The 18,505-nt window shown below is 51.9% G+C and carries 21 protein-coding genes; 16 read left to right on the forward strand and 5 right to left on the reverse strand.

Annotated elements, in window-relative coordinates; translation table 11 throughout:
• Nucleotides 1-236: 236 nt before the first annotated feature.
• The 13 genes from F7R27_RS18610 to F7R27_RS11915 all read left to right on the forward strand — a co-directional run bounded on the left by F7R27_RS18610 (nucleotide 237) and on the right by F7R27_RS11915 (nucleotide 6,889).
• Nucleotides 237-410, forward strand: coding sequence for a hypothetical protein (locus tag F7R27_RS18610; protein WP_168927491.1), 174 nt, complete (start codon nucleotides 237-239; stop codon nucleotides 408-410).
• Between the two features lie 175 nt (nucleotides 411-585).
• Nucleotides 586-867 (forward strand): type II toxin-antitoxin system Phd/YefM family antitoxin, encoded by a 282-nt coding sequence (locus tag F7R27_RS11860; protein ID WP_151704488.1) that lies wholly within the window; start codon nucleotides 586-588, stop codon nucleotides 865-867.
• Nucleotides 864-1,175: a type II toxin-antitoxin system RelE/ParE family toxin gene (locus F7R27_RS11865; RefSeq protein WP_151704489.1), complete on the forward strand. Its 312-nt coding sequence runs from the start codon at nucleotides 864-866 to the stop codon at nucleotides 1,173-1,175. Before F7R27_RS11860 ends, F7R27_RS11865 begins: the two co-directional genes overlap by 4 nt.
• A gap of 137 nt (nucleotides 1,176-1,312) precedes the next feature.
• On the forward strand, nucleotides 1,313-1,582 hold the full coding sequence (locus F7R27_RS11870; protein WP_151704490.1) for a type II toxin-antitoxin system Phd/YefM family antitoxin: 270 nt from the start codon (nucleotides 1,313-1,315) through the stop codon (nucleotides 1,580-1,582).
• Nucleotides 1,583-1,822: a type II toxin-antitoxin system RelE/ParE family toxin gene (locus F7R27_RS11875; RefSeq protein WP_151704491.1), complete on the forward strand. Its 240-nt coding sequence runs from the start codon at nucleotides 1,583-1,585 to the stop codon at nucleotides 1,820-1,822.
• Nucleotides 1,823-1,916: 94 nt separating this feature from the next.
• Nucleotides 1,917-2,894 carry a transcription termination factor Rho gene (gene rho, locus F7R27_RS11880; protein WP_240776374.1) on the forward strand — a complete coding sequence of 326 codons (978 nt, stop codon included), beginning with the start codon at nucleotides 1,917-1,919 and terminating at the stop codon, nucleotides 2,892-2,894.
• Between the two features lie 270 nt (nucleotides 2,895-3,164).
• The gene (locus F7R27_RS18975; RefSeq protein ID WP_338088403.1) at nucleotides 3,165-3,272 is read left to right on the forward strand and encodes a VOC family protein; all 108 of its coding nucleotides are present in this window, start codon (nucleotides 3,165-3,167) and stop codon (nucleotides 3,270-3,272) included.
• Nucleotides 3,273-3,326: 54 nt separating this feature from the next.
• Entirely contained in the window at nucleotides 3,327-3,800 is a 474-nt protein-coding gene (locus F7R27_RS11890; RefSeq protein ID WP_206060497.1) for a GNAT family N-acetyltransferase, read from the forward strand.
• Nucleotides 3,801-3,945: 145 nt separating this feature from the next.
• Entirely contained in the window at nucleotides 3,946-4,227 is a 282-nt protein-coding gene (locus F7R27_RS11895; RefSeq protein WP_012139018.1) for a type II toxin-antitoxin system RelE/ParE family toxin, read from the forward strand.
• Between the two features lie 14 nt (nucleotides 4,228-4,241).
• On the forward strand, nucleotides 4,242-4,556 hold the full coding sequence (locus F7R27_RS11900) for a HigA family addiction module antitoxin (RefSeq protein ID WP_151704493.1): 315 nt from the start codon (nucleotides 4,242-4,244) through the stop codon (nucleotides 4,554-4,556).
• 72 nt (nucleotides 4,557-4,628) lie between these two features.
• Entirely contained in the window at nucleotides 4,629-4,907 is a 279-nt protein-coding gene (locus tag F7R27_RS11905) for a hypothetical protein (RefSeq protein ID WP_240776358.1), read from the forward strand.
• A gap of 522 nt (nucleotides 4,908-5,429) precedes the next feature.
• Entirely contained in the window at nucleotides 5,430-5,774 is a 345-nt protein-coding gene (locus F7R27_RS11910; protein WP_151704494.1) for a cupin domain-containing protein, read from the forward strand.
• A 329-nt stretch (nucleotides 5,775-6,103) separates the two neighbouring features.
• The gene (locus F7R27_RS11915) at nucleotides 6,104-6,889 is read left to right on the forward strand and encodes a Crp/Fnr family transcriptional regulator (RefSeq protein WP_151704495.1); all 786 of its coding nucleotides are present in this window, start codon (nucleotides 6,104-6,106) and stop codon (nucleotides 6,887-6,889) included.
• Between the two features lie 98 nt (nucleotides 6,890-6,987).
• Here the strand turns inward: F7R27_RS11915 and mfd are convergent, their stop codons facing one another.
• A complete protein-coding gene (gene mfd / locus F7R27_RS11920; protein WP_151704736.1) occupies nucleotides 6,988-10,437 on the reverse strand; it encodes a transcription-repair coupling factor in 3,450 nt (1,149 codons plus the stop codon).
• A gap of 123 nt (nucleotides 10,438-10,560) precedes the next feature.
• Nucleotides 10,561-12,546 (reverse strand): sensor histidine kinase, encoded by a 1,986-nt coding sequence (locus tag F7R27_RS11925; RefSeq protein WP_168927492.1) that lies wholly within the window; start codon nucleotides 12,544-12,546, stop codon nucleotides 10,561-10,563.
• Nucleotides 12,547-12,943: 397 nt separating this feature from the next.
• On the opposite strand from F7R27_RS11925, the gene F7R27_RS11930 reads away from it, so the two are divergent.
• Nucleotides 12,944-13,639: a DUF6498-containing protein gene (locus F7R27_RS11930; RefSeq protein ID WP_276612563.1), complete on the forward strand. Its 696-nt coding sequence runs from the start codon at nucleotides 12,944-12,946 to the stop codon at nucleotides 13,637-13,639.
• Between the two features lie 27 nt (nucleotides 13,640-13,666).
• Nucleotides 13,667-14,716, forward strand: a complete 1,050-nt coding sequence (locus F7R27_RS11935; protein ID WP_151704498.1) for a DUF3137 domain-containing protein — start codon at nucleotides 13,667-13,669, stop codon at nucleotides 14,714-14,716.
• A 41-nt stretch (nucleotides 14,717-14,757) separates the two neighbouring features.
• Here F7R27_RS11935 and dapA read toward each other — a convergent pair whose 3' ends face one another.
• Nucleotides 14,758-15,621 (reverse strand): 4-hydroxy-tetrahydrodipicolinate synthase, encoded by an 864-nt coding sequence (gene dapA / locus F7R27_RS11940; protein ID WP_151704499.1) that lies wholly within the window; start codon nucleotides 15,619-15,621, stop codon nucleotides 14,758-14,760.
• Between the two features lie 394 nt (nucleotides 15,622-16,015).
• Here dapA and F7R27_RS11945 point away from each other — a divergent pair, with 394 nt between their 5' ends.
• The gene (locus F7R27_RS11945; protein WP_151704500.1) at nucleotides 16,016-16,729 is read left to right on the forward strand and encodes a CTP synthase C-terminal region-related (seleno)protein; all 714 of its coding nucleotides are present in this window, start codon (nucleotides 16,016-16,018) and stop codon (nucleotides 16,727-16,729) included.
• An 8-nt stretch (nucleotides 16,730-16,737) separates the two neighbouring features.
• Here F7R27_RS11945 and F7R27_RS11950 read toward each other — a convergent pair whose 3' ends face one another.
• Together F7R27_RS11950 and F7R27_RS18615 are read right to left on the reverse strand one after the other, a co-directional pair.
• Nucleotides 16,738-17,769: a metal-dependent hydrolase gene (locus F7R27_RS11950; protein WP_168927493.1), complete on the reverse strand. Its 1,032-nt coding sequence runs from the start codon at nucleotides 17,767-17,769 to the stop codon at nucleotides 16,738-16,740.
• A 7-nt stretch (nucleotides 17,770-17,776) separates the two neighbouring features.
• Nucleotides 17,777-18,388: a TetR/AcrR family transcriptional regulator gene (locus F7R27_RS18615; RefSeq protein WP_168927494.1), complete on the reverse strand. Its 612-nt coding sequence runs from the start codon at nucleotides 18,386-18,388 to the stop codon at nucleotides 17,777-17,779.
• Nucleotides 18,389-18,505: the final 117 nt, after the last annotated feature.

The raw sequence follows: 18,505 nt of genomic DNA on the forward strand, positions 1-18,505 counted from the left end.
TGAATACAGGCTGTTTGAATGGGTGATTGAGTTTATCAGTTCGAGCAGAAAATAATCATCAGAATAAAGGGCGGGCTGTTGATGCTGGGGATTTTGATTTCAAAATGTCTAATCCGACAGGCTCGTTATAAGTGCTCAACGAGGTGCCAACTTTGATTCACAATTGCTCTTCCTGTTAGCTCGTGGAGATATGGTTTGAAGAAGACGGATCCGATGTTTATTTAAACCTGAATAGGGTGGCGACAGAAGAAGATCTTGAAAGCGACCATTATCTTGAGTACGAGGGGCAGACCATTGAGGCAGTTCAGATACAGGTGGCATTCTGCCCTTACTGCGGCCAAAAGCTTGCAAGCGGTAAGGAGGCTGTTGTGCCACAGTTCCGGCACTACTCCTTTGGTGGCAGGAAGTGAGCACTTATAACCAGGCCAATCACGGTGACGGCTACTACATTGTGGCTTCACCTCCATTCCATAGCCGCGTGTGCTGAACGGCGTTATGTGCACAGCGGGGCTCCCTGAGAATCTTGCCAAGCGGTCATCATGGTAGTACGCTGTGCTGTACAGTTAAACGTACGTGGAGAATATTATGACACAATTGCGAGCAGTAGAGGACATCCGTCCTTTATCAGATTTTCGGGCTAGTGTTGCTGCTTTTGTGAAGCAGGTTAATGAATCCCGCCGTCCAATGGTGTTGACTCAGCGCGGGCGGGGGGTTGCGGTGCTTGTCGGGGCTCATGAATACCAAAATATGCAGGAACGACTGGAATTACTGGAAGACCTCTATACAGCGGAAGCGCAAATAGAAGCCGGTGAAGGCATCTCTCACGATCAGGCAAAGGACATGATCCTGAGGAAACTGGGTAAGTGAGAGTGGAATGGTCCCCTCTTGCATTGGAGCGAGTCAGTGATATTGCTGAGCATATAGCCCTTGATAATCTTGTGGCGGCAGAAGCATGGGTAGAAGGTATTTTCCAGTGCGTGGATCGATTGCGGCCACACCCACGAAGCGGACGGAAGATGCCTGAGCTTGGCATCGACCGCATTAGAGAAGTTATCTATGGTGCATACCGGGTGATTTACGGAATAGATGAGTGTAAAAATAAAGTTACTGTATTGACCGTTCGCCGTGGCAGTGAATTGATCAAACCCGATGAACTGAAATCAGAAGGCGCATAACCAAGTCATAAACTACGCGCCTTTGGCACCGGACGTCTCCTTCGTAGTCGCCTGTTATGAACGGCGTTGTTATGTTTTTGATCGCACCTGTTAACTGGTGCTATTAATAGCACTAAATTGCTGGCTAGGTAACCACTATGCAAGTGAAATTTTCCGAGGATGTCATTCCTCTATCAGACCTGAAGATCAATCCCGGAAAGGTGATTGGTCGATTCCAGGACACGCATCGCCCAATCCTGCTAACCAGCCGCGGCCGCGGCGTAGCGGTTGTGCAGGGGCTCGAGGATTATGAGAGAACCGCAGAGGAATTGCGGTTTGTAAAGGCGGTGGCACAGGGGCTTATGGATGTTCGCGAGGGTAACACCGTATCGTTGGAGGACGCCAGGAAAACGTTGGGCATCAAGTAAATGGAATTACGCATCGCACAGTCCGCTCTTGAGGACTTACAGTATTACAAAGAGCAGGATGTGCCACATATCGGTGATGATTTCGTGGCTGCTATCCTGGAGCATAGTGAAATGCTTCAGCTCCACCCAGATGCTGGCCGTATTGTTCCTGAATTCAACCTGGATCATATTCGCGAATTGATTCACGCGCCATTTCGAGTCGTCTATCTCAGGCAAGCTAAAGAGGTTGTGCTCATATGAGTCTGGCGAAGTGAGAGGCAGCTTGAATTACCAGCAAACGAAAAAACATAACCAGGCCATGCACCGGATGCCAAACAAGAGCTATCAAACAGCTATGACGAGAAAGATATTAGGATTAACCCGGAAACCAAATAAAGACGCCAAACCAGTGGATAAGGAAGCCGAAGCTATAGTTGAGGTTGAAGGTGAGGCTGATCCACAAAAACGTTTTTTAAACGGTGTGGCTATCAATCCAACGCCGGGGATTCGCTTGGAGTCAGGTTCAGAAAAGCTCACGGTGCGCGCGATGGATTTGATCACGCCGATTGGAATGGGGCAGCGGGGTTTGATAGTTGCACCGCCGGGGTCTGGAAAGTCGACGATTTTAAAAGATATTTGTCAGGCGGTGGGAAAGGCGTATCCCGATATTAAACTTTACGCGTTATTGATAGATGAGCGACCCGAAGAGGTGACTGATTTCAAGCGTAGCGTCCCGGCTGAGGTACACGCTTCTTCTTCGGATGAAAGTTATGCTCATCACGCTCGCGTTGCCGATGAGCTTCTTGATATCGCTCGCCAACAAGCTGGAGAGGGTCACAACGTCATGATTGTGATTGATTCTCTCACGAGGCTTGCGCGTGTGCACAATGCGGAACGAAAGAGCAGCGGTCGTACTATGTCTGGCGGGGTTGATGCTCGAGCGATGGAGATTCCGCGGAGGTTGTTTGGCTCTGCACGAAACCTTGAGAATGGCGGCTCGCTTACCATTTTGGCAACCGTTTTGGTTGATACCGGCAGCCGTATGGATCAGGTTATATTTGAGGAATTTAAGGGTACGGGGAACATGGAGCTGGTTTTATCAAGAGACGTTGCGAATCAGAGAATCTTCCCCGCGCTGGACATTTCGAAAAGCAGTACACGCCGTGAAGAACTGCTGTTGGATCCGAAAGATTTGGGCAAAATAAGAGCATTGCGCCGGGCGCTTAGCGGTCTCAAACCGCTAGAGGGCACAAAAAAGCTGGTTGAGCTGCTTGAGAAGTACCCAACAAATGCCGAGCTTCTGGAAAACATCCCTGGGACGCCCATCGATTGAATCCGCGCTACGGGGGGCAGACCCTGGTTGAAGTTGATGGGTCATGGTGGCCGATATGCGTCGTCTGGCGCAATTGCCGGGCCGATCACCACCATCTGCGCAACAGGAAATTCTCAAGAAGACGCATTTTGGAAACTTTGTACTGGTGCCTGCTGGCGTTGTACCTCAAAGGAGGATTCTGAATGAAGCCAAGGGTCAGCATGATCACGCTGCGTCAGTGATCTGGAAGTGTCGGTACGCTTCTATGAGCAGGGGCTTGGCCTGCCGAGGATGGATTCACCGCCAGAGGTCGCGTTCTTCACACTCAATGGCAGCTGGCTCGGACTATACGGGCGGAAATCGTTGGCGGAAGACGCGGGGATACCTGCCGAAGGCTGATTTCAGTGTCCGTAATCATTGAACCACTACAGAGATAACTAGAATGGAGTGTTGATGAATTTAGATGGATTGATTTTGCGGGAAGCAAGCGTTGACGACTATCGTTCTCTCGCGGCATTGGAACAAAAAGTGATTGACGCTGAGCGTCCGTATAATGCGTCTCTGAAAGAAAAAGGCGCCTACTACTATGACATCGAAAAGCTGATTTCTGATCGTGATAGCAGGTTGGTCGTTGGCGAAGTTTCTGGCGACATTGTTGCTACTGGGTACGTTCAGCTCCGCCACTCGAAGCCTGCCTTGGATCACGACAACCATGGGTATTTGGGTTTCATGTATGTGGCAGAGGAGTACAGAGGGCTCGGGTTAAACAAGGTGATCTTGAATGATCTGGTCAGTTGGGGTCAACAACGAGGGGTCACCGACTTCTATCTTGATGTGTATGCGGAGAATAAATCCGCTGTTCGAGCGTATGAGAAGTTTGGCTTTCGAGGTTCGCTGCTAGAAATGAAGTTGCAGCTGGAGAGTTGATTCAAAACATAGCCAAGCCAGTCACGGAGACGTCTACTACATTGCGGCTTCGCCTCCATTTCGTAGCCGCGCGTGATGAGCGACGTTAGACAGTCAATCCCTGATCATGTTGACAAGTGTCACGTGACAGAATACACTTCTTTTTATGATCAAATCCTTCGCTGATAAACGAACCCAAGAGCTCTACTCCAAAGGCAAGTCAAAGAAATTTCCTGCGGATGTTGCACCGAGAGCCGCCAGAAAACTTGAATATGTGGATCTGGCTGTGCAACTGGAGGATTTGAAGGTGCCGCCCGGTAATCGCCTTCACCCGCTGTCGGGAAACAGGCAGGGGCAGCACGCAATATCAATAAATGATCAGTGGCGTATCTGTTTTCGTTTCGAAGATGGCGATGCGTACGAGGTCGAAGTGTGTGACTACCACTGAGTGAGGTGATAACTATGGCTATTCTTAACACTGCCGGCATGCAGCGCAAACCGACTCATCCTGGCGAAATGCTTAGAGAAGATTTTCTTCCGGATTACGGTTTGACCGTTGCTGGGTTGGCTGAATCTTTGGGTGTCTCACGCCAGTCAGTTAATGAATTACTGCGCGAACGTCGTGCTGTCAGCCCTGAAATGGCGCTCCGGCTTGCCCGTTTGTTTGGTAACTCGCCGGAATTCTGGCTGAATGCGCAGCGATCTGTTGATCTATGGACTGCCGCTCAGTCGGTCAAGGAAGAAGTGGAGCGGATCAAGCCGCTGAATGCTGCATAACCAGGCCATGCACCGGGTGACAAACCCTCCACTTCACTGTGGTTTTATCACCGGTGATGGCGCGCGTTATAAGTGCTCAACGAGGTGCCTACTTTGATTCACAATTGCTCTTCCTGTTCGCTGGCGGAGATATGGTTTGAAGAAGACGGATCCGATGTTTATTTAAACCTGAATAGGGTGGCGACAGAAGAAGATCTAGAAAGCGACCATTATCTTGAGTACGAGGGGCAGACCATTGAGACAGTTCAGATACAGGTGGCATTCTGCCCTTACTGTGGCCAGAAGCTTGTAAGCGGTAAGGAGGCCGTTGTGCCACAGTTCCAGCACTACAACTTTGGTGGCAGGAGGTGAGCGCTTATAACTAGGCCAGTCACGGCGACGACTACTACTTTGTGGCTTCGCCTCCATCCTATAGCCGTACGTGCTGATCGGCGTTAACACTCGCATTCATCTAAATTTCTTATGACTCGAAAAGATCAGTTGAAAACACAAATCAGATTTGCATTTGGAAAGGTGGCTTTTCCTAGCCATTGTGGATGGAATGCGGCTATTGCGAAGGATGATTGGATTTCGGACCCAAAGGCCTTGCTGCAAATAACGAACGCAAGAGACATTTAGGGAGATTGGTGGGATATTCCCTTCGAAAGACTCAAGGACTGTTCAATGGCACAGTGCTATTTAGATGCCACGGCCCTGCGAGCGTGGCTGGACAGCCAAACCAATATCAAGCCCCTGCGCCAGTGCAGACAGTGCAGACAGTGCTTTACCTTTAGTCATGCGCTTCCAGACGAGTCCGAGTCGGTGGTAGGCAAGCCCATGTAGGGTGATGGACTTAAGGTAGAGGCCTCTTTTACCCGATTGTTTGGAGCTTACATGTCCGACTTCATTACCGTTTTGCGCGAAACCTGCCCCACCCCGGTTGTTGATGCTACCAAGTGGAAGCGTATAGCAGGCGACCCGCACACTGTGAACCTCAATGCGTACCTCTCCAAGGATGGCAGCAAGATCATGGGCACGTGGATCTGCACCCCGGGCAAGTTTGAGGTGGACTATGATAAGTGGGAGTACTGCCATTTCCTTGATGGCTACTGCATCATCACTCCGGAAGGCGAGCAACCGGTGCACCTGAAGGCTGGGGATGTGTTCGTGATTGAACCCGGCATGAAGGGGACGTGGGAAGTGGTAGAAACGGTGCGCAAGTACTTCGTCTTCGCCTGAGTCACCGACCGGTGGGATGCTGGTGATGGTTCGCCGTCACCGTTCCCACGGGATTAGCGATGCCTCAGATGAATCTCCAGGCAATACCCTCGTAATATTATTTCCCCGCTTCATCTCTATTTCCCGTATACCAGTCCCTGAGCCAGAGATCCTACCTCATCTGTTATCGTTGGCTGTTGGTGATTTACAGCAAACATCTATTGAGGCTCACTTAATGTGCGGGATCTGTACTGTTAATTGAACTGACTCAGATAACAGTATCTACGTGTTACGCAGGACAGAAGTGCTATGATGACGTAACCTCTACCTAGCCTGTTCCAAAGGAATAAATGTCCACCAAATCAAAACCCAAGCCTAAGCCAGAGGATAACCATCTCCTGGCAGCCTTAACACCTGAAGTTCAAGGCCGTTTGTTTCCTCATCTGGAGCTGGTGCCATTGCCTTTACGTGCAGTCCTGTATGAATCCAGAAAGCCCATGCGTCATGTATATTTCCCCACCGATTCTATTGTCTCGCTGCAGTATCTGTTGGCAAATGGGACGTCGACTGCACTATCGGTTGTGGGTAACGAGGGGTTGCTAGGCATCACTTTGTTCCTCGGTGGAGAAAACGTATCCAGCCGGTCGTTGGTACAGAGCGCTGGCTACGCATATCGGCTTCCCAGATCAAAAGTGAAAGAGGAGTTCAACCGCCACGGCCAGTTGTTGCTGCTGATGTTGCGCTACACGCAGGCCCTGATCACCCAGGTTTCTCAAACTGCCGTTTGCAACCGACATCATACGATCGCCCAGCAGCTCTGTCGCTGGCTCCTGCTATCCATGGATCGCCTGCCGAATAGCAACCACTTGACGTTGACGCAGGAGTTCATCAGCAACATGCTCGGTGTTCGCCGCGAGGGCGTCACGCAAGCTGCGTTAAAGTTACAGGAGCTGGGTGTAATTGCATATTCGCGTGGGTTGATCAAGGTACTGGATCGGGATCAGCTTGAATCACTGGCTTGTGAGTGCTATAGCGTGGTCAAGAAGGAAACAGATCTGCTCCTTGATTACCTGCCGCAGCGTCAGGTAATCAAGAATGTAGACGAGATCCCTACTGCGAAGCTTGAAACGCAGTAGGTGTGAGGGTGATGGCTTAGTGCCGCGCCCTTGGCTGTCGCGGCAGATAACGGTTAAAACAGGACTACAGAGCTTTACCGCACAGTGAAAGAGGGCTATCAGCCACTCCTCCCAGCCAGATGATCCAGCAGCTTATCAACGATTCTGATACGTACTTCGTTCTGTTCCATCTTCAGGTTGAATCTGAGCGCATTGGCACCGTCCAGCTTATAAGCGCCCGGCTGTTGCTGTACCAGCCTCACCAGTATCATCGGCTCGACCAGTGGCTCGGTGTCAAACTCGATCTTGCCTGATTTTGCACCGGCATCCAGCTTGACGATACCCAGTGCCTGAGCCTTGAGTTTCAGCTCAGTGATGGCGATCAGGTTTTTCACTGGATCGGGCATCATGCCGAAGCGATCGATCATCTCCACTTGCAACTCATGCAGCGCCTTTGAGTCCTGTGCGTTGGAGATACGCTTGTACAGAATCAGGCGGTTATGCACATCCGGCAGATACTCCTCAGGAATCAGGGCAGGCAGGTGCAGGTTAACCTCACAGCCATGCTGCAAAGGTTTGTCCAGATTCGGTGTTTTGCCTTCACGGATCGATTTGATCGCCTCTTCAAGCATCTCCATGTAAAGCCCGAAGCCGATTGTCTGCATCTGGCCGCTCTGCTCCTCGCCCAGCAGTTCGCCGGCGCCACGAATCTCAAGATCATGTGTGGCCAGGGTAAAGCCTGCGCCCAGGGTGTTGGCTTGGCTGAGGGCCTCCAGGCGCTTGCGGGCATCTTCGGTCATGGCGCGGGCAGGGGGCGTCAACAGATAGGCATAGGCCTGATGATGCGAGCGCCCGACACGGCCACGTAGCTGATGAAGCTGTGCGAGGCCGAACTTGTCGGCGCGCTCGATGATGATGGTGTTGGCGTTGGGAATATCGATACCGGTCTCAATGATCGTGGTGCAGACCAGTACATTGAAGCGCTTGTGATAGAAATCGCCCATCACCTGTTCCAGCTCGCGCTCGCGCATCTGGCCGTGGCCGATAGCGACACGGGCCTCTGGCACCAACTCCGACACCTCTCGTGCCAGCTTCTCGATGCTCTTGACCTCATTGTGCAGGTAATAGACCTGACCACCACGTAATAGCTCACGTAGAATCGCCTCTTTCAGCAGTGGTGCAGTGGATTCACGAATAAAGGTCTTCACCGACAGGCGTCTTGCCGGTGGTGTGGCGATGATCGACAGATCGCGCATGCCCGACATCGCCATATTCAGCGTGCGCGGAATCGGTGTGGCGGTCATGGTCAGGATATCGATCTCGGCGCGCAGCGATTTGATCCGCTCCTTCTGCTGTACACCAAAGCGGTGCTCTTCATCGATAATCAACAGGCCCAGATTCTTGAACTTGATATTGCCCTGCAGCAGCTTGTGCGTGCCGATCAGGATATCCACCTGCCCGGACTCCACAGCAGTGGTAATCTCTTGCTGCTGTTTGGCGCTACGAAAACGTGAGATCAGTTCGACATTGACCGGCCAGTCGGCAAAGCGATCACAGAAGTTATCATAGTGCTGCTGTGCCAGCAGGGTGGTGGGCACCAGAATGGCAACCTGTTTGCCCGACTGCACGGCGACAAACGCAGCGCGCATGGCGACTTCCGTCTTGCCAAAGCCGACATCACCACAGACCAACCGATCCATCGGCGTCGGGGCGCGCATATCATCCAGTACCGCCTGTATCGAGCTGGCCTGATCCGGTGTTTCTTCAAACGGGAAGGCGGCGGCAAAGCGGCGGTAATCATCTTCTGGGCACTCAAACGCAAACCCCTTGCGGGCAGCCCTTCGTGCATAGATATCCAGCAGCTCGGCTGCGGCATCTCTGACTCGCTCAGCGGCTTTGCGACGGGCCTTGAGCCACTGCTCGGTACCAAGTTTCTGCAATGGCGCGGCATCCTCACTGCCGCCGGTATAGCGGCTGATCAGATGCAGTGACGAGACAGGCACATAGAGTTTGGCCTGGTTGGCGTACTCCAGCATCAGGAACTCACTGCTCTGGCCATCCACGGAGATCGTCTGCAGGCCACGATACCGGCCCACACCATGATCAAGATGGACAACCGGTGCATCGATATACAACTCAGACAGATGGCGAATAACCTGATCCGATTGCTCTTTCTCACGCTGTCGACGACGGCGCTGGAACACCTGACGCCCGAATAACTGAGTCTCGGTGACGATATGGAACTGGCCCGGTATCGACAGACCGGTTTCCAGCGGGTAAACCGTAATCGCTAAGCCTGCTGGTGCTTGCAGGAAACTGGCCCAGTTATCATGTTCCTCAGCTTTCAGGTTACTTTTGCGCAGCAGATCCAGCAGCGCCTCGCGGCGGCCTGCCGATTCTGCGCAAAGTAGCACCGGTGTTTTACTTTCAGTGACAAAACGGTGGAAGTGAACCAGCGCATCCGCAGCCCCAGGTTCTGCCGTCAGGTCCGGTGGCGCCACGCAGGGCAGGTTGTCGCGCCCGGGCTTGACCTCTTCTGCCTCACTGTTGAGGCGCAGTCTGGGGTATTGCTTGAGCGCAGCCTGCAGTATATCCACCGGCAGATAAAGCTGCTCGGGTGACAGGATAGGGCGCTCGACATCATGGGCGCGCTCACTGAAGCGATCCTGTATCTCCTCCCAGAAGTGTTTGGCCGAAGCCTCAAGCCCTGACTGTTCCAGCAGAAGTGTGGATGCCGGCAGATAATCAAAAAGCGTGGCGGTCGCTTCAAAGAACAGGGGCAGGTAATACTCGATCCCGGCCGGTGTCAGACCCGCCGACACATCCTGGTAAACCGAACAGCGTTTGACATCGACATCAAATTTCTCTCGCCAACGCTGCTTGAAATCACGCAGTGCCTGCTCGGTAAAGGGAAACTCTTTGGCTGGCAATAGCCGGATGCGCTCTATCTGCTCGACCGAGCGCTGGGTATCAGGATCGAAGGTGCGAAGGGTATCTATCTCATCATCAAACAGATCTATGCGATAAGGGGTGTCGCTGCCCATCGGGAAGATGTCGATAATCGCACCGCGAATCGCGAATTCACCATGCTCATAAACCGTATCCACTGCCTGATAACCGGCACTGGTCAGTTGGGTACGCAGTGTCTCCGGCACCAGCTTCTGGCCCAGCTCCAGATGCAGGCAATTACCGGAAATGAACTGTACCGGCGCCACGCGCTGCATCAGTGTGGTGGCAGGCACGATGACGATGCCCTGCTCAAGCCCGGGCAGCTTGTACAGAGACTCTATGCGCTGCGAGATGATGTCCTGATGCGGCGAAAAGGTGTCATAGGGCAGGGTTTCCCAGTCTGGGAACAGCATCACCGGCAGTGAATCACCTATGTAAAAGCCTATCTCCTGATGGGCTCTGAGCGCGGTTTCATTGTCATTACAGACCAGCAGAATCGGCCCACGGCGGTACTCACGTGCTATCTGCTCCAGCAATAACCCTGTTGCACTGCCCACTACCTGTCCCAGACGTTTGAGATCACCCGGACGTTGCGGCAGTGAATAGGAAAATGAGCTCAGCACCTTGTTGCTCCCTGAAGCTGTTCATACCATGACTAAGACAAGCCGCATATGGTACCTGCTTGGGCTGGAAAAGGCAGCTTGTTCAGTCGCTTGTTGGTGGGGGTTTTGTAATTTCTGGAGTCATTTCATCTCGGGAGAATCCAACGGAATATTGATAAGTACCCGACAACCTTGATTATTATCGCTCTGTACGCAGATTTTCCCACCCAGCACGTGAGTGACAAGGTTGAAGACGACATACATCCCTAAACCGGATCCGCCTTGCCCAAATCGTGAAGAGTAAAAAGGTTCGAAAACTCGGGGTAAGGTATCAGCAGAAATACCTCTGCCTTGATCACATACGGTGATCAAAACCTGGCTGTTTTGCTTCATGGTGCTGATTGTCACGATACCACCCTCACTGTCATAGGCGTGGGTAGCTGCGTTTTCGAGAACAGATGTTATCACTTTGGTAAGACAGGCAGGGAAGGAGTTCATCTCTATGTTTGGCTCCAGTTGCAAGTCTATCGTGCAGTTTCTTGCCTTGCAGTTGCTCTCAACCAGCATCACGGCGTGGTGTATTGAGTCTTGTAGATTAAATTGGCGACGTATTTCGTGGTTTTGAGCGGTGGCTATCTGTCTGAAGTCATGCACGAGCTTTGTGGCTTTATCAAGATTTGTGCTCAGAATGGTCTTGACTCTTATCAGCTCGTTGAGATGTTTTTCAAGACTTGAACGCCTCATGTTTCCTGACTGCAGCTCATCACCGAGCTTGGCTGCCTGTTGCTCCAGCGTGGAGCTGACCAGAAGGCAGTTGCCCAAAGGGGTGTTCAGCTCATGTGAAATACCGGCTACCAGCGAGCCCAGCGCAGCAAGTTTTTCCGCTTCTATCAGCTCATTCTGTGCAGCGGTCAAACGATCAATTGCTTCTTCTAATTCCTGATTGGAGTTTTCAAGCTCAGATGTCCGTTGCTTAACCAGCAGTTCCAGGTTGTGGTTAAGATTTCGTATTTCGGCCTCTACCTGCGCCTGTTTTTTCTGCTGTGCATCGATGTGTGCGATCATCTCATTAAAAGATGAAACCAGTTGACCTGCCTCTCCGGTTGCCTTGAGCTGAATCTGGCGGCTACCTTTGATCCTCGGAAGTCTTGTCAGGTGCTCTGAAAGTGTTGTCAGTGGGGTCAGTGCACGATGAGATACCAGCCAGACACCAATAGACAGTATTCCCCCAAGCAGAGCAGTCATCCAGTAAAGGCCATGCAGGGCTGATTTGAAGGGTCTTTCTGCCTCATCATGTGGATAGTTGGCCGCAAGGATCCAGCCAGCATGCCTTACCTGGTGGAAAGCTACCAGCATATCCACTCCGGAAGAGTTGATGGTTCTTCCATATCCCTCATAGTTATCTGATAAGGCTCTATCAAGCAGGTAGTTTGCGCCTGGCTGGGCTGCAATTTTCATCACTCTGTCCTGATCAGGATGCATCAACATGATGCGATCTGTCGTGACCAGATACAGGTAGCCATTGTCTCCTACTTGTACATCACTGAGGGAGGAGAGTAGGTTATCACCATTCAACTTCAGGGCACCGGCGAGATATCCTCTGAAGGTGTCTGACTCATCAAAAACAGCCATTATCATCACTATGGCAGGGCATCCTCCACAGGCCGGTGAGGCATAGGGTTTGGAGATCTCGACCTGACGTGTCTGCTGGGCAAGAAAGTTTGTTTCAGAGGCTGTGCTTTTGCCTCCTCTGCGTTGTTTGGCTGCTTCTGGGTCTGTCAGGAATACGCCATACAGTAGCTCATCTGCAGAGGCAATGAATAAGCCAAGATCAAAAATAGTCAAAGCACTTTTTTGCTCTTCGAGATAACCTTGAGCAATGTCCGGATCCAGGTAGCTTTGCATCGGCACCGACTCAGCAATCGCCTGAAGAGCCAATTTTGCCGCACTCAGGCGGTTATCGAGCACTTTTGCATGTGTCGATACCAGTAGGGTGATATTTTCCCCGATAGTCTGCTCAAAGCGCTTTTCAAGTGATGATAGGACGACTATCAATGTTGTCAGAAGTGTCATAACGAAAATGGCTGATACACCCAGCGCAAATCGTGTCTTGATAGACCAGTTCATCACAGTATTCCTGAAATAAGTGCCCCACCGCCGGATTCTCAGATGCATTCCGGTTTCATGCGTCCTGCACTATCAGTCAAGCGAACGTTGATCTTTATCTACTGATCAACATTAGTGTTCTGCCATGACTCATACAAGATGTGATTTGAGTTAGATCACATGCACAACTGAAGATAGAAACATTTGTGATACATTCGTCGTCAACTGTGCTGATGAACAGCTCCATTTAACCTTCCGAAGATTTTGCGTTGGATCTTGCATGGACGTAATTAGCGATGATGGCGCTTGTAAATGGCACCATACAGGTCTAAAACTCAAAGGATACTGGAGGATTAGCTATGATCAGCAAAGGAGTCTATATGCAGTTGCCTGTCTGGAAGCCTGAGCAGGCCTCAGAATGTTGGTAGTAACGGGTAATAAGTCCCTCTCTGTTTTGTTCCTTGTTCTCATGAACCTTATACCGATAGGGGGCGTGCTGTTTTTTGGCTGGTCGGTTTATGAGGTGCTTTTTCTCTTCTGGGCCGAGAGTCTGATTATCGGCGGCTTTAATTTGGCCAGGTTCTGGACGCTGTACAAGCGTCGCAATGACGGCATGATGCTGATCATGATCCCTTTTTTCTGCATGCACTATGGCACCTTCCTGTTGGTGCATCTGGTTTTCCTCAACACCTTCTTTTCACCTGATGACTCAGTCGAACGACTGCCATTCTATGGTTACCTTTTGCCGTTACTTGGGTTGATTGCCAGTCATGCCTACTCCTACTCGGTTAACTTTCTGCGTGCAGGAGAGTATCAGAAGGCATCCTGGAAGGAGCTGATGGTGGCTCCTTATCAGAGAATTTTAGCCATGCAGGCCACTTTGCTGGTAGGTGGTGCGTTGGTGATGTTTCTTGGTGAACAGGTTATTGCATTGGCTATCCTCGTGGCGATCAAGATTGTTATTGATATTTCAGCGCATCGAAAGGAGCACCTGAACAAGGCCAGTCAGGAGTTAAATACAGCAGAGCAAGGGGAAGCGGCTGAGCGCTCATCTGTTTTTCCCGGTTGGGAGTCTGACACTACCTCAAAAAGCCGCGCAGATAAGCGTGAGTAGATAATCTGTTCAGAAGGGCCGTTCATCATGTCAACATCTACAGCTGTAAAGGGTTCGCGAGCTGAAGCAGTTCTGCATGCCACAGCGGGCCGTTTTCCTGCGTTGGAAGCCGAGCGCGAGGCATTGCGTCAAAGGGTAAAACAGCAACTGAAGGTGATAGGGACAGCTGCGGTGCTGATCTCATTGATCCTTTGGGTACTGTTAGGCGAACCGGGTGAGGGGCTGGCGATATTGGTGATTGTGATGGCTACCGCCTATGCAGCGTATCTGTTGTATCGTGGCCAGAAACAATGGGAACAGCGGGTGTTGGATGAGGTGATACCCGAGGTCTGCTCGGCTTTGCACGGGCTCGAGTATCAGGCGGTTGTTACATCTAAGGATTACCTGGCTCCCTATGAAACGCTTGGGCTAGTGGGTGAGTCGAATGATCCAAAGTTGACTCATTACTTTAAAGGCAGTCATCACGGTGTCGGTTTTGAGTGTGTTCACGCGAACCTGCAAAACACTAGTGGTAAGAGTAAACATACAACGCCTGTTTTCGAGGGGTTACTGTTCCGAATACAGGTGCCAGTCAATATTGATGCCAGAATATTGATCCTGCCTAATGCGGGAGTATTCTCGAAGCGCCGTGACATGGCCATTGTTCCTTTGGGCAATCCAGCTTTTGATGAAAAGTTTGTCGTCAGTCATGAGATGTCCAACTCTCATGGCGAGGCGCTTATCCGCTCTGTCATTACCCCGGAGTTCCAGTCAGCCTTGCTCCGAATCAACGCTCGTGAGAGCGATCTTGCCTATGGCCGTTCTGCAATCACTGCCGGGATGATTTATGACAGCCTTTACCTGGCGTTGACTCGGTTTAAACTCAGCTCATCCATCGGTCCTGTCAAAATCGAGCGTCCACAAGCCTTTCTGAGTATGGGGTTTTTCATGCGCGCAAACTCTGGCCTTGAAACGTCGGTCAGTGAGATGGTCAAGGATATAGAGACGGTTTACAGAATTATCGAAGAGTTGGACGCCGCTTTTGCTGTACCAGATATCCACGTTGCCGGTGAGTCAGTTCAGTGGCCGGAGAGGTAGTCATAGACTATGAGTCTACCTCCCCCTCTCAACCGCCTCTGTCAGCGCAATTGCAACGCTTGCCTGATGGCCTCACGTGTGACATCGCTCAGCGGCACCATCGGCAGACGGCACTCCTCTTCACAAAGCTCCATCAGCGATGCGGCATACTTGATACCCGCCGGATTCGGCTCACGAAACAGCGCCGTATAGAACGGAACCAGCTGTTCATGGATGGTCAGTGCAGCAGCAAAATCATTATCCGCACACAGCTCCTGGATACGTGAACATTCGGCTGGCAGTACGTTGGATGCCACCGAAATACAGCCATGACCACCGCTGGCATTGTAAGCCAGAGCGGTGATGTCATCGCCCGACAGATAGCTGAAGGGCTTCTGAATCCGGCTGCGCTCATGGTTGATTCTTCCCAGTTCTCCAGTGGCATCCTTGACCCCGATCACTCTGGGCAGTTCTGCCAGTCTTGCCATGGTATCCGGCAGTACATCGACTATGCAGCGGGGCGGTATGTTATAGATCACGATCGGGATATCGGTGCTGTCATGCAGGGCACGAAAGTGCTGATACAACCCCTCCTGAGACGGGCGATTATAGTAGCCGGCCACCGCAAGCACTGCATCTGCACCCACTGACTGAGCGTGACGAGCATAAGCGATCGCTTCTGTCGGGTTGTTGGAGCCTGCACCCGCCACGACCGGTACCTGGCCAGCGGTTTCCTGCACCACCAGATCCACTACCCGTTTATGCTCGCGCTCTGACAGAGTGGGAGACTCGCCAGTAGTACCGACTACAACCAGCCCGTGAATACCGCCATCAAGCTGATGACGGATCAGCTTGCTCAGGGCGGCCTCATCCAACTGACCATTTCTAAACGGGGTAATCAGGGCCGTCAGGCATCCGGCTAACATGGTATTTCCTCTTGTGTGAATTGCAGGCAATAAAAAACCCGGTGGCGAGTGTCGCGACCGGGTTTAGGAGTGTTCGAATCTTACGTTCTACACACGCACCACCAAGCCGCAGACAGGTTTCTTCTGTTTGCGGTTTTTGAGAGCTTTGGTGTTGACGGTGTAGTTCACGTAACAATCCTGAATCAGATATGTAGTATCAGAGATACTGTATAAGTTAGGCATCGAAGTTAGCACGCAGTATTCTACTGGTCAATCCAGTATTTCAATTATTTTTTTGTTTAAAAGTGCCTACCAGGAAATATGACTTTTTGATGTATGTCTATGGCGATTTACAAATTAAAGATCATACTCATACATTAAAGGAATGATCTTCAGCGCATATCAAGGAGCATATATGAGCTGTGCCATAGGACTGATAGGGGAGTTTGATCCCACAATACCCGCTCATCAAGGCATCCCGCCCTCGCTCGAGCGAGCATCGAAAAAACTGGGTAAAGTCGTTCGTTATGAATGGGTGCCCACGACAGAAATCACCACTGTTAAACGCCTTTGTGCCTATGATGGTATCTGGTGCACGCCGGTTACACCCTATCAAAACATGGAAGGTGCATTGCTGGCGATAAACTGGGCCAGGGAACGACATATTCCGTTTCTGGGCACCTGTGGCGGCTTTCAGCATGCAATTGTCGAGTTTGCCCGCCATGTGCTGGGCTGGGAGGATGCGGATCATGCTGAATCCAATCCCGGTGCAACCCGCGCTGTGATAGCACCACTATCTTGTGCACTGGTCGAAACCACCGAGTCAGTGAGTCTGTTTCCGGATACGATGATATTCAGAGAGTATGGGGTATCTGAGATACTGGAAGGCTACCGTTGCCGCTATGGCTTGAATCCCGACTTCCGGCAGGCGCTGCTGAAAGGGCCCATGAGGGCCAGTGCAGATGATAAGACAGGCGAAGTCCGAGCCATCGAGTTGGATAATCATCCCTTTTTTGCAGCCACTCTGTTTCAGCCTGAGCGACAGGCGCTGAAAGGCGATGAAGTATCGCCTCTGGTGACGGCATTTGTCAGAGCCTGTATCGGGCGAGGAGCTGGTGCAGCTTCGTAATACGCTAACTACCAGAATCCGGCGCGTGTGTCGTACCAGTGCCCGCTGGGATCACGGCAGATGCCGAATCGAAACGGAGGGGCATCGAAGCCCTCTGTTCTGAAGCGCAGGTCGCTGAACAGCGCGCATGGGTTTCCATCCTGTTGCTGCAGCTGCCAGAGGTAGGGCAGGGTTGCGAAGTCACGAAACTGTTTGAGCTCGGGTTGCAACCAGGCCTCCTGCACGAAGGCTGATTGTGAGTCGTCACCATAGCGCGGGTATGCCTGCCAGTGAAGACTGTCGGGTGGCCGAAATGCCTGCCAGTGCCTTAAAACCGGATTGGCTGATGTGGGTTTCTCACCTGTGCCGCGAAAAAGTCCAACATGTGCCTCCAGTTGCGTGGTGTCGGTGGTGATGATGATCCGCCTGTGTAAGGGGTTGATGGGGGCGGGCAATATCTGTACCTGTCTGGCTGGTTTGCTGAGACTTTTTGCTGCCGCCTTGCCAATATCCAGTACATGCAGATGGATGACACCATAAAACAAGATGACAACTGCTACCGCACCCAGGCTGATACTCGCTCCGGTTCGACTGCTGCTGAGCCAGGCAGAGATCACACCAGCCAGCAGGATGGCCGTTATCCAGGGATCAACCAGAAAGACAACTGGGAAGGAGTACCTGGCATCCGACAGCGGCGACAGGATACGGGTGCCGTAGTTGGTGATCAGATCACCGGCGATATGCATGCCGATACCTATGGCGATGATGCAGGCAGCGTCGCGCCAGTCTCGCTTATGTTTCCACAGTGGCGTGATGATCCAGCTCAGTATCAGCGCCCAGATGGGGAGCATGATGATGGAGTGTGTGATCCCCTGATGCAGCTCAAGAAACACCAGCGTGTCAACAAAGGGACGGGTGAGCCAGTCACTGTCCGGGAACATGGCGGCACCGGCCCCCAGCAACAGGCGCTCATGATGAGTGAACTGTTGTGGGCCGGGGTGTTTGGGCGACACTAAATGACAGGCAACGGCACCACTGAGCGCATGTGTTATGAGATCCATGGGTGGGTCATCTGTTATCAGAACTGTTATCGACAGTGCTATCAGGCCACAGGCGCCCCAGTCTGACGGCCTGGCGGATGGCAAAGGCCAGATTGTGTCGAGTGCGACGGGCATCCTCACTGTCATCATTGATCCAGCCGGCGGCACTGGTGACAAAGATCGTGGAGAGTGCAATCTCTTCGGAGGCGCGTTTCAGGAAGGTGGCTTCACGCCCGCAGAGTTCACGCATCCACTGGACGGTGCGGCTGATGCGTAACAGTGTCGGTAGCTGTATATGCAGATGCCCCGGCTCAAGTCGAACCTGCAGCATCTGCCTGACGGTTCGTCTGTGTGGCGCCAGACAGGCCAGCCAGCTCATCACACACTGCTCGTACTGAGCAGGAAAATCGAGTGCATCAAACTCTGTGCCCCGGCAGGTTGCAAGCATATGCGCGTCTGCTCTGTCCCAGAGGAGGTCAATCAGGTTTTCCTTTTCGCTTATCAGCTCATGCACCTCAGCAAGGCTGATATTCAAATGGCGTGCCACATCGTATAGGCGCACCGCTTCCCAGTGCCGATCTGCAGCCAACATGAGCGCAGCGTCGAGAAGGGTATCCGGCGTGAGTGTGTTGCCCTTCATGAGTGCCTCCATATCCCCACAATTGAGACTCCATGTCCACTCTGCTGCAGAAGTGAAGGTTTCCGGTGCGAGTCGAACAGTGGAGTCAGATAATTGATATCTCTACTCACAGTGTAG

This window comes from Nitrincola alkalilacustris, assembly GCF_008973755.1.
Classification (GTDB): domain Bacteria; phylum Pseudomonadota; class Gammaproteobacteria; order Pseudomonadales; family Balneatricaceae; genus Nitrincola; species Nitrincola alkalilacustris.

Bases quoted from the DNA above. Each gene is read 5' to 3' on its own strand.
- F7R27_RS11860 (WP_151704488.1), top strand. From the start codon at position 586: ATGACACAATTGCGAGCAGTAGAGGACATCCGTCCTTTATCAGATTTT.
- F7R27_RS11870 (WP_151704490.1), top strand. From the start codon at position 1,313: ATGCAAGTGAAATTTTCCGAGGATGTCATTCCTCTATCAGACCTGAAG.
- F7R27_RS11875 (WP_151704491.1), top strand. From the start codon at position 1,583: ATGGAATTACGCATCGCACAGTCCGCTCTTGAGGACTTACAGTATTAC.
- rho (WP_240776374.1), top strand. From the start codon at position 1,917: ATGACGAGAAAGATATTAGGATTAACCCGGAAACCAAATAAAGACGCC.
- F7R27_RS18975 (WP_338088403.1), top strand. From the start codon at position 3,165: ATGGATTCACCGCCAGAGGTCGCGTTCTTCACACTCAATGGCAGCTGG.
- F7R27_RS11890 (WP_206060497.1), top strand. From the start codon at position 3,327: ATGAATTTAGATGGATTGATTTTGCGGGAAGCAAGCGTTGACGACTAT.
- F7R27_RS11895 (WP_012139018.1), top strand. From the start codon at position 3,946: ATGATCAAATCCTTCGCTGATAAACGAACCCAAGAGCTCTACTCCAAA.
- F7R27_RS11900 (WP_151704493.1), top strand. From the start codon at position 4,242: ATGGCTATTCTTAACACTGCCGGCATGCAGCGCAAACCGACTCATCCT.
- F7R27_RS11910 (WP_151704494.1), top strand. From the start codon at position 5,430: ATGTCCGACTTCATTACCGTTTTGCGCGAAACCTGCCCCACCCCGGTT.
- F7R27_RS11915 (WP_151704495.1), top strand. From the start codon at position 6,104: ATGTCCACCAAATCAAAACCCAAGCCTAAGCCAGAGGATAACCATCTC.
- F7R27_RS11925 (WP_168927492.1), bottom strand. From the start codon at position 12,546: ATGAACTGGTCTATCAAGACACGATTTGCGCTGGGTGTATCAGCCATT.
- F7R27_RS11930 (WP_276612563.1), top strand. From the start codon at position 12,944: ATGTTGGTAGTAACGGGTAATAAGTCCCTCTCTGTTTTGTTCCTTGTT.
- F7R27_RS11935 (WP_151704498.1), top strand. From the start codon at position 13,667: ATGTCAACATCTACAGCTGTAAAGGGTTCGCGAGCTGAAGCAGTTCTG.
- dapA (WP_151704499.1), bottom strand. From the start codon at position 15,621: ATGTTAGCCGGATGCCTGACGGCCCTGATTACCCCGTTTAGAAATGGT.
- F7R27_RS11945 (WP_151704500.1), top strand. From the start codon at position 16,016: ATGAGCTGTGCCATAGGACTGATAGGGGAGTTTGATCCCACAATACCC.
- F7R27_RS11950 (WP_168927493.1), bottom strand. From the start codon at position 17,769: ATGGATCTCATAACACATGCGCTCAGTGGTGCCGTTGCCTGTCATTTA.
- F7R27_RS18615 (WP_168927494.1), bottom strand. From the start codon at position 18,388: ATGAAGGGCAACACACTCACGCCGGATACCCTTCTCGACGCTGCGCTC.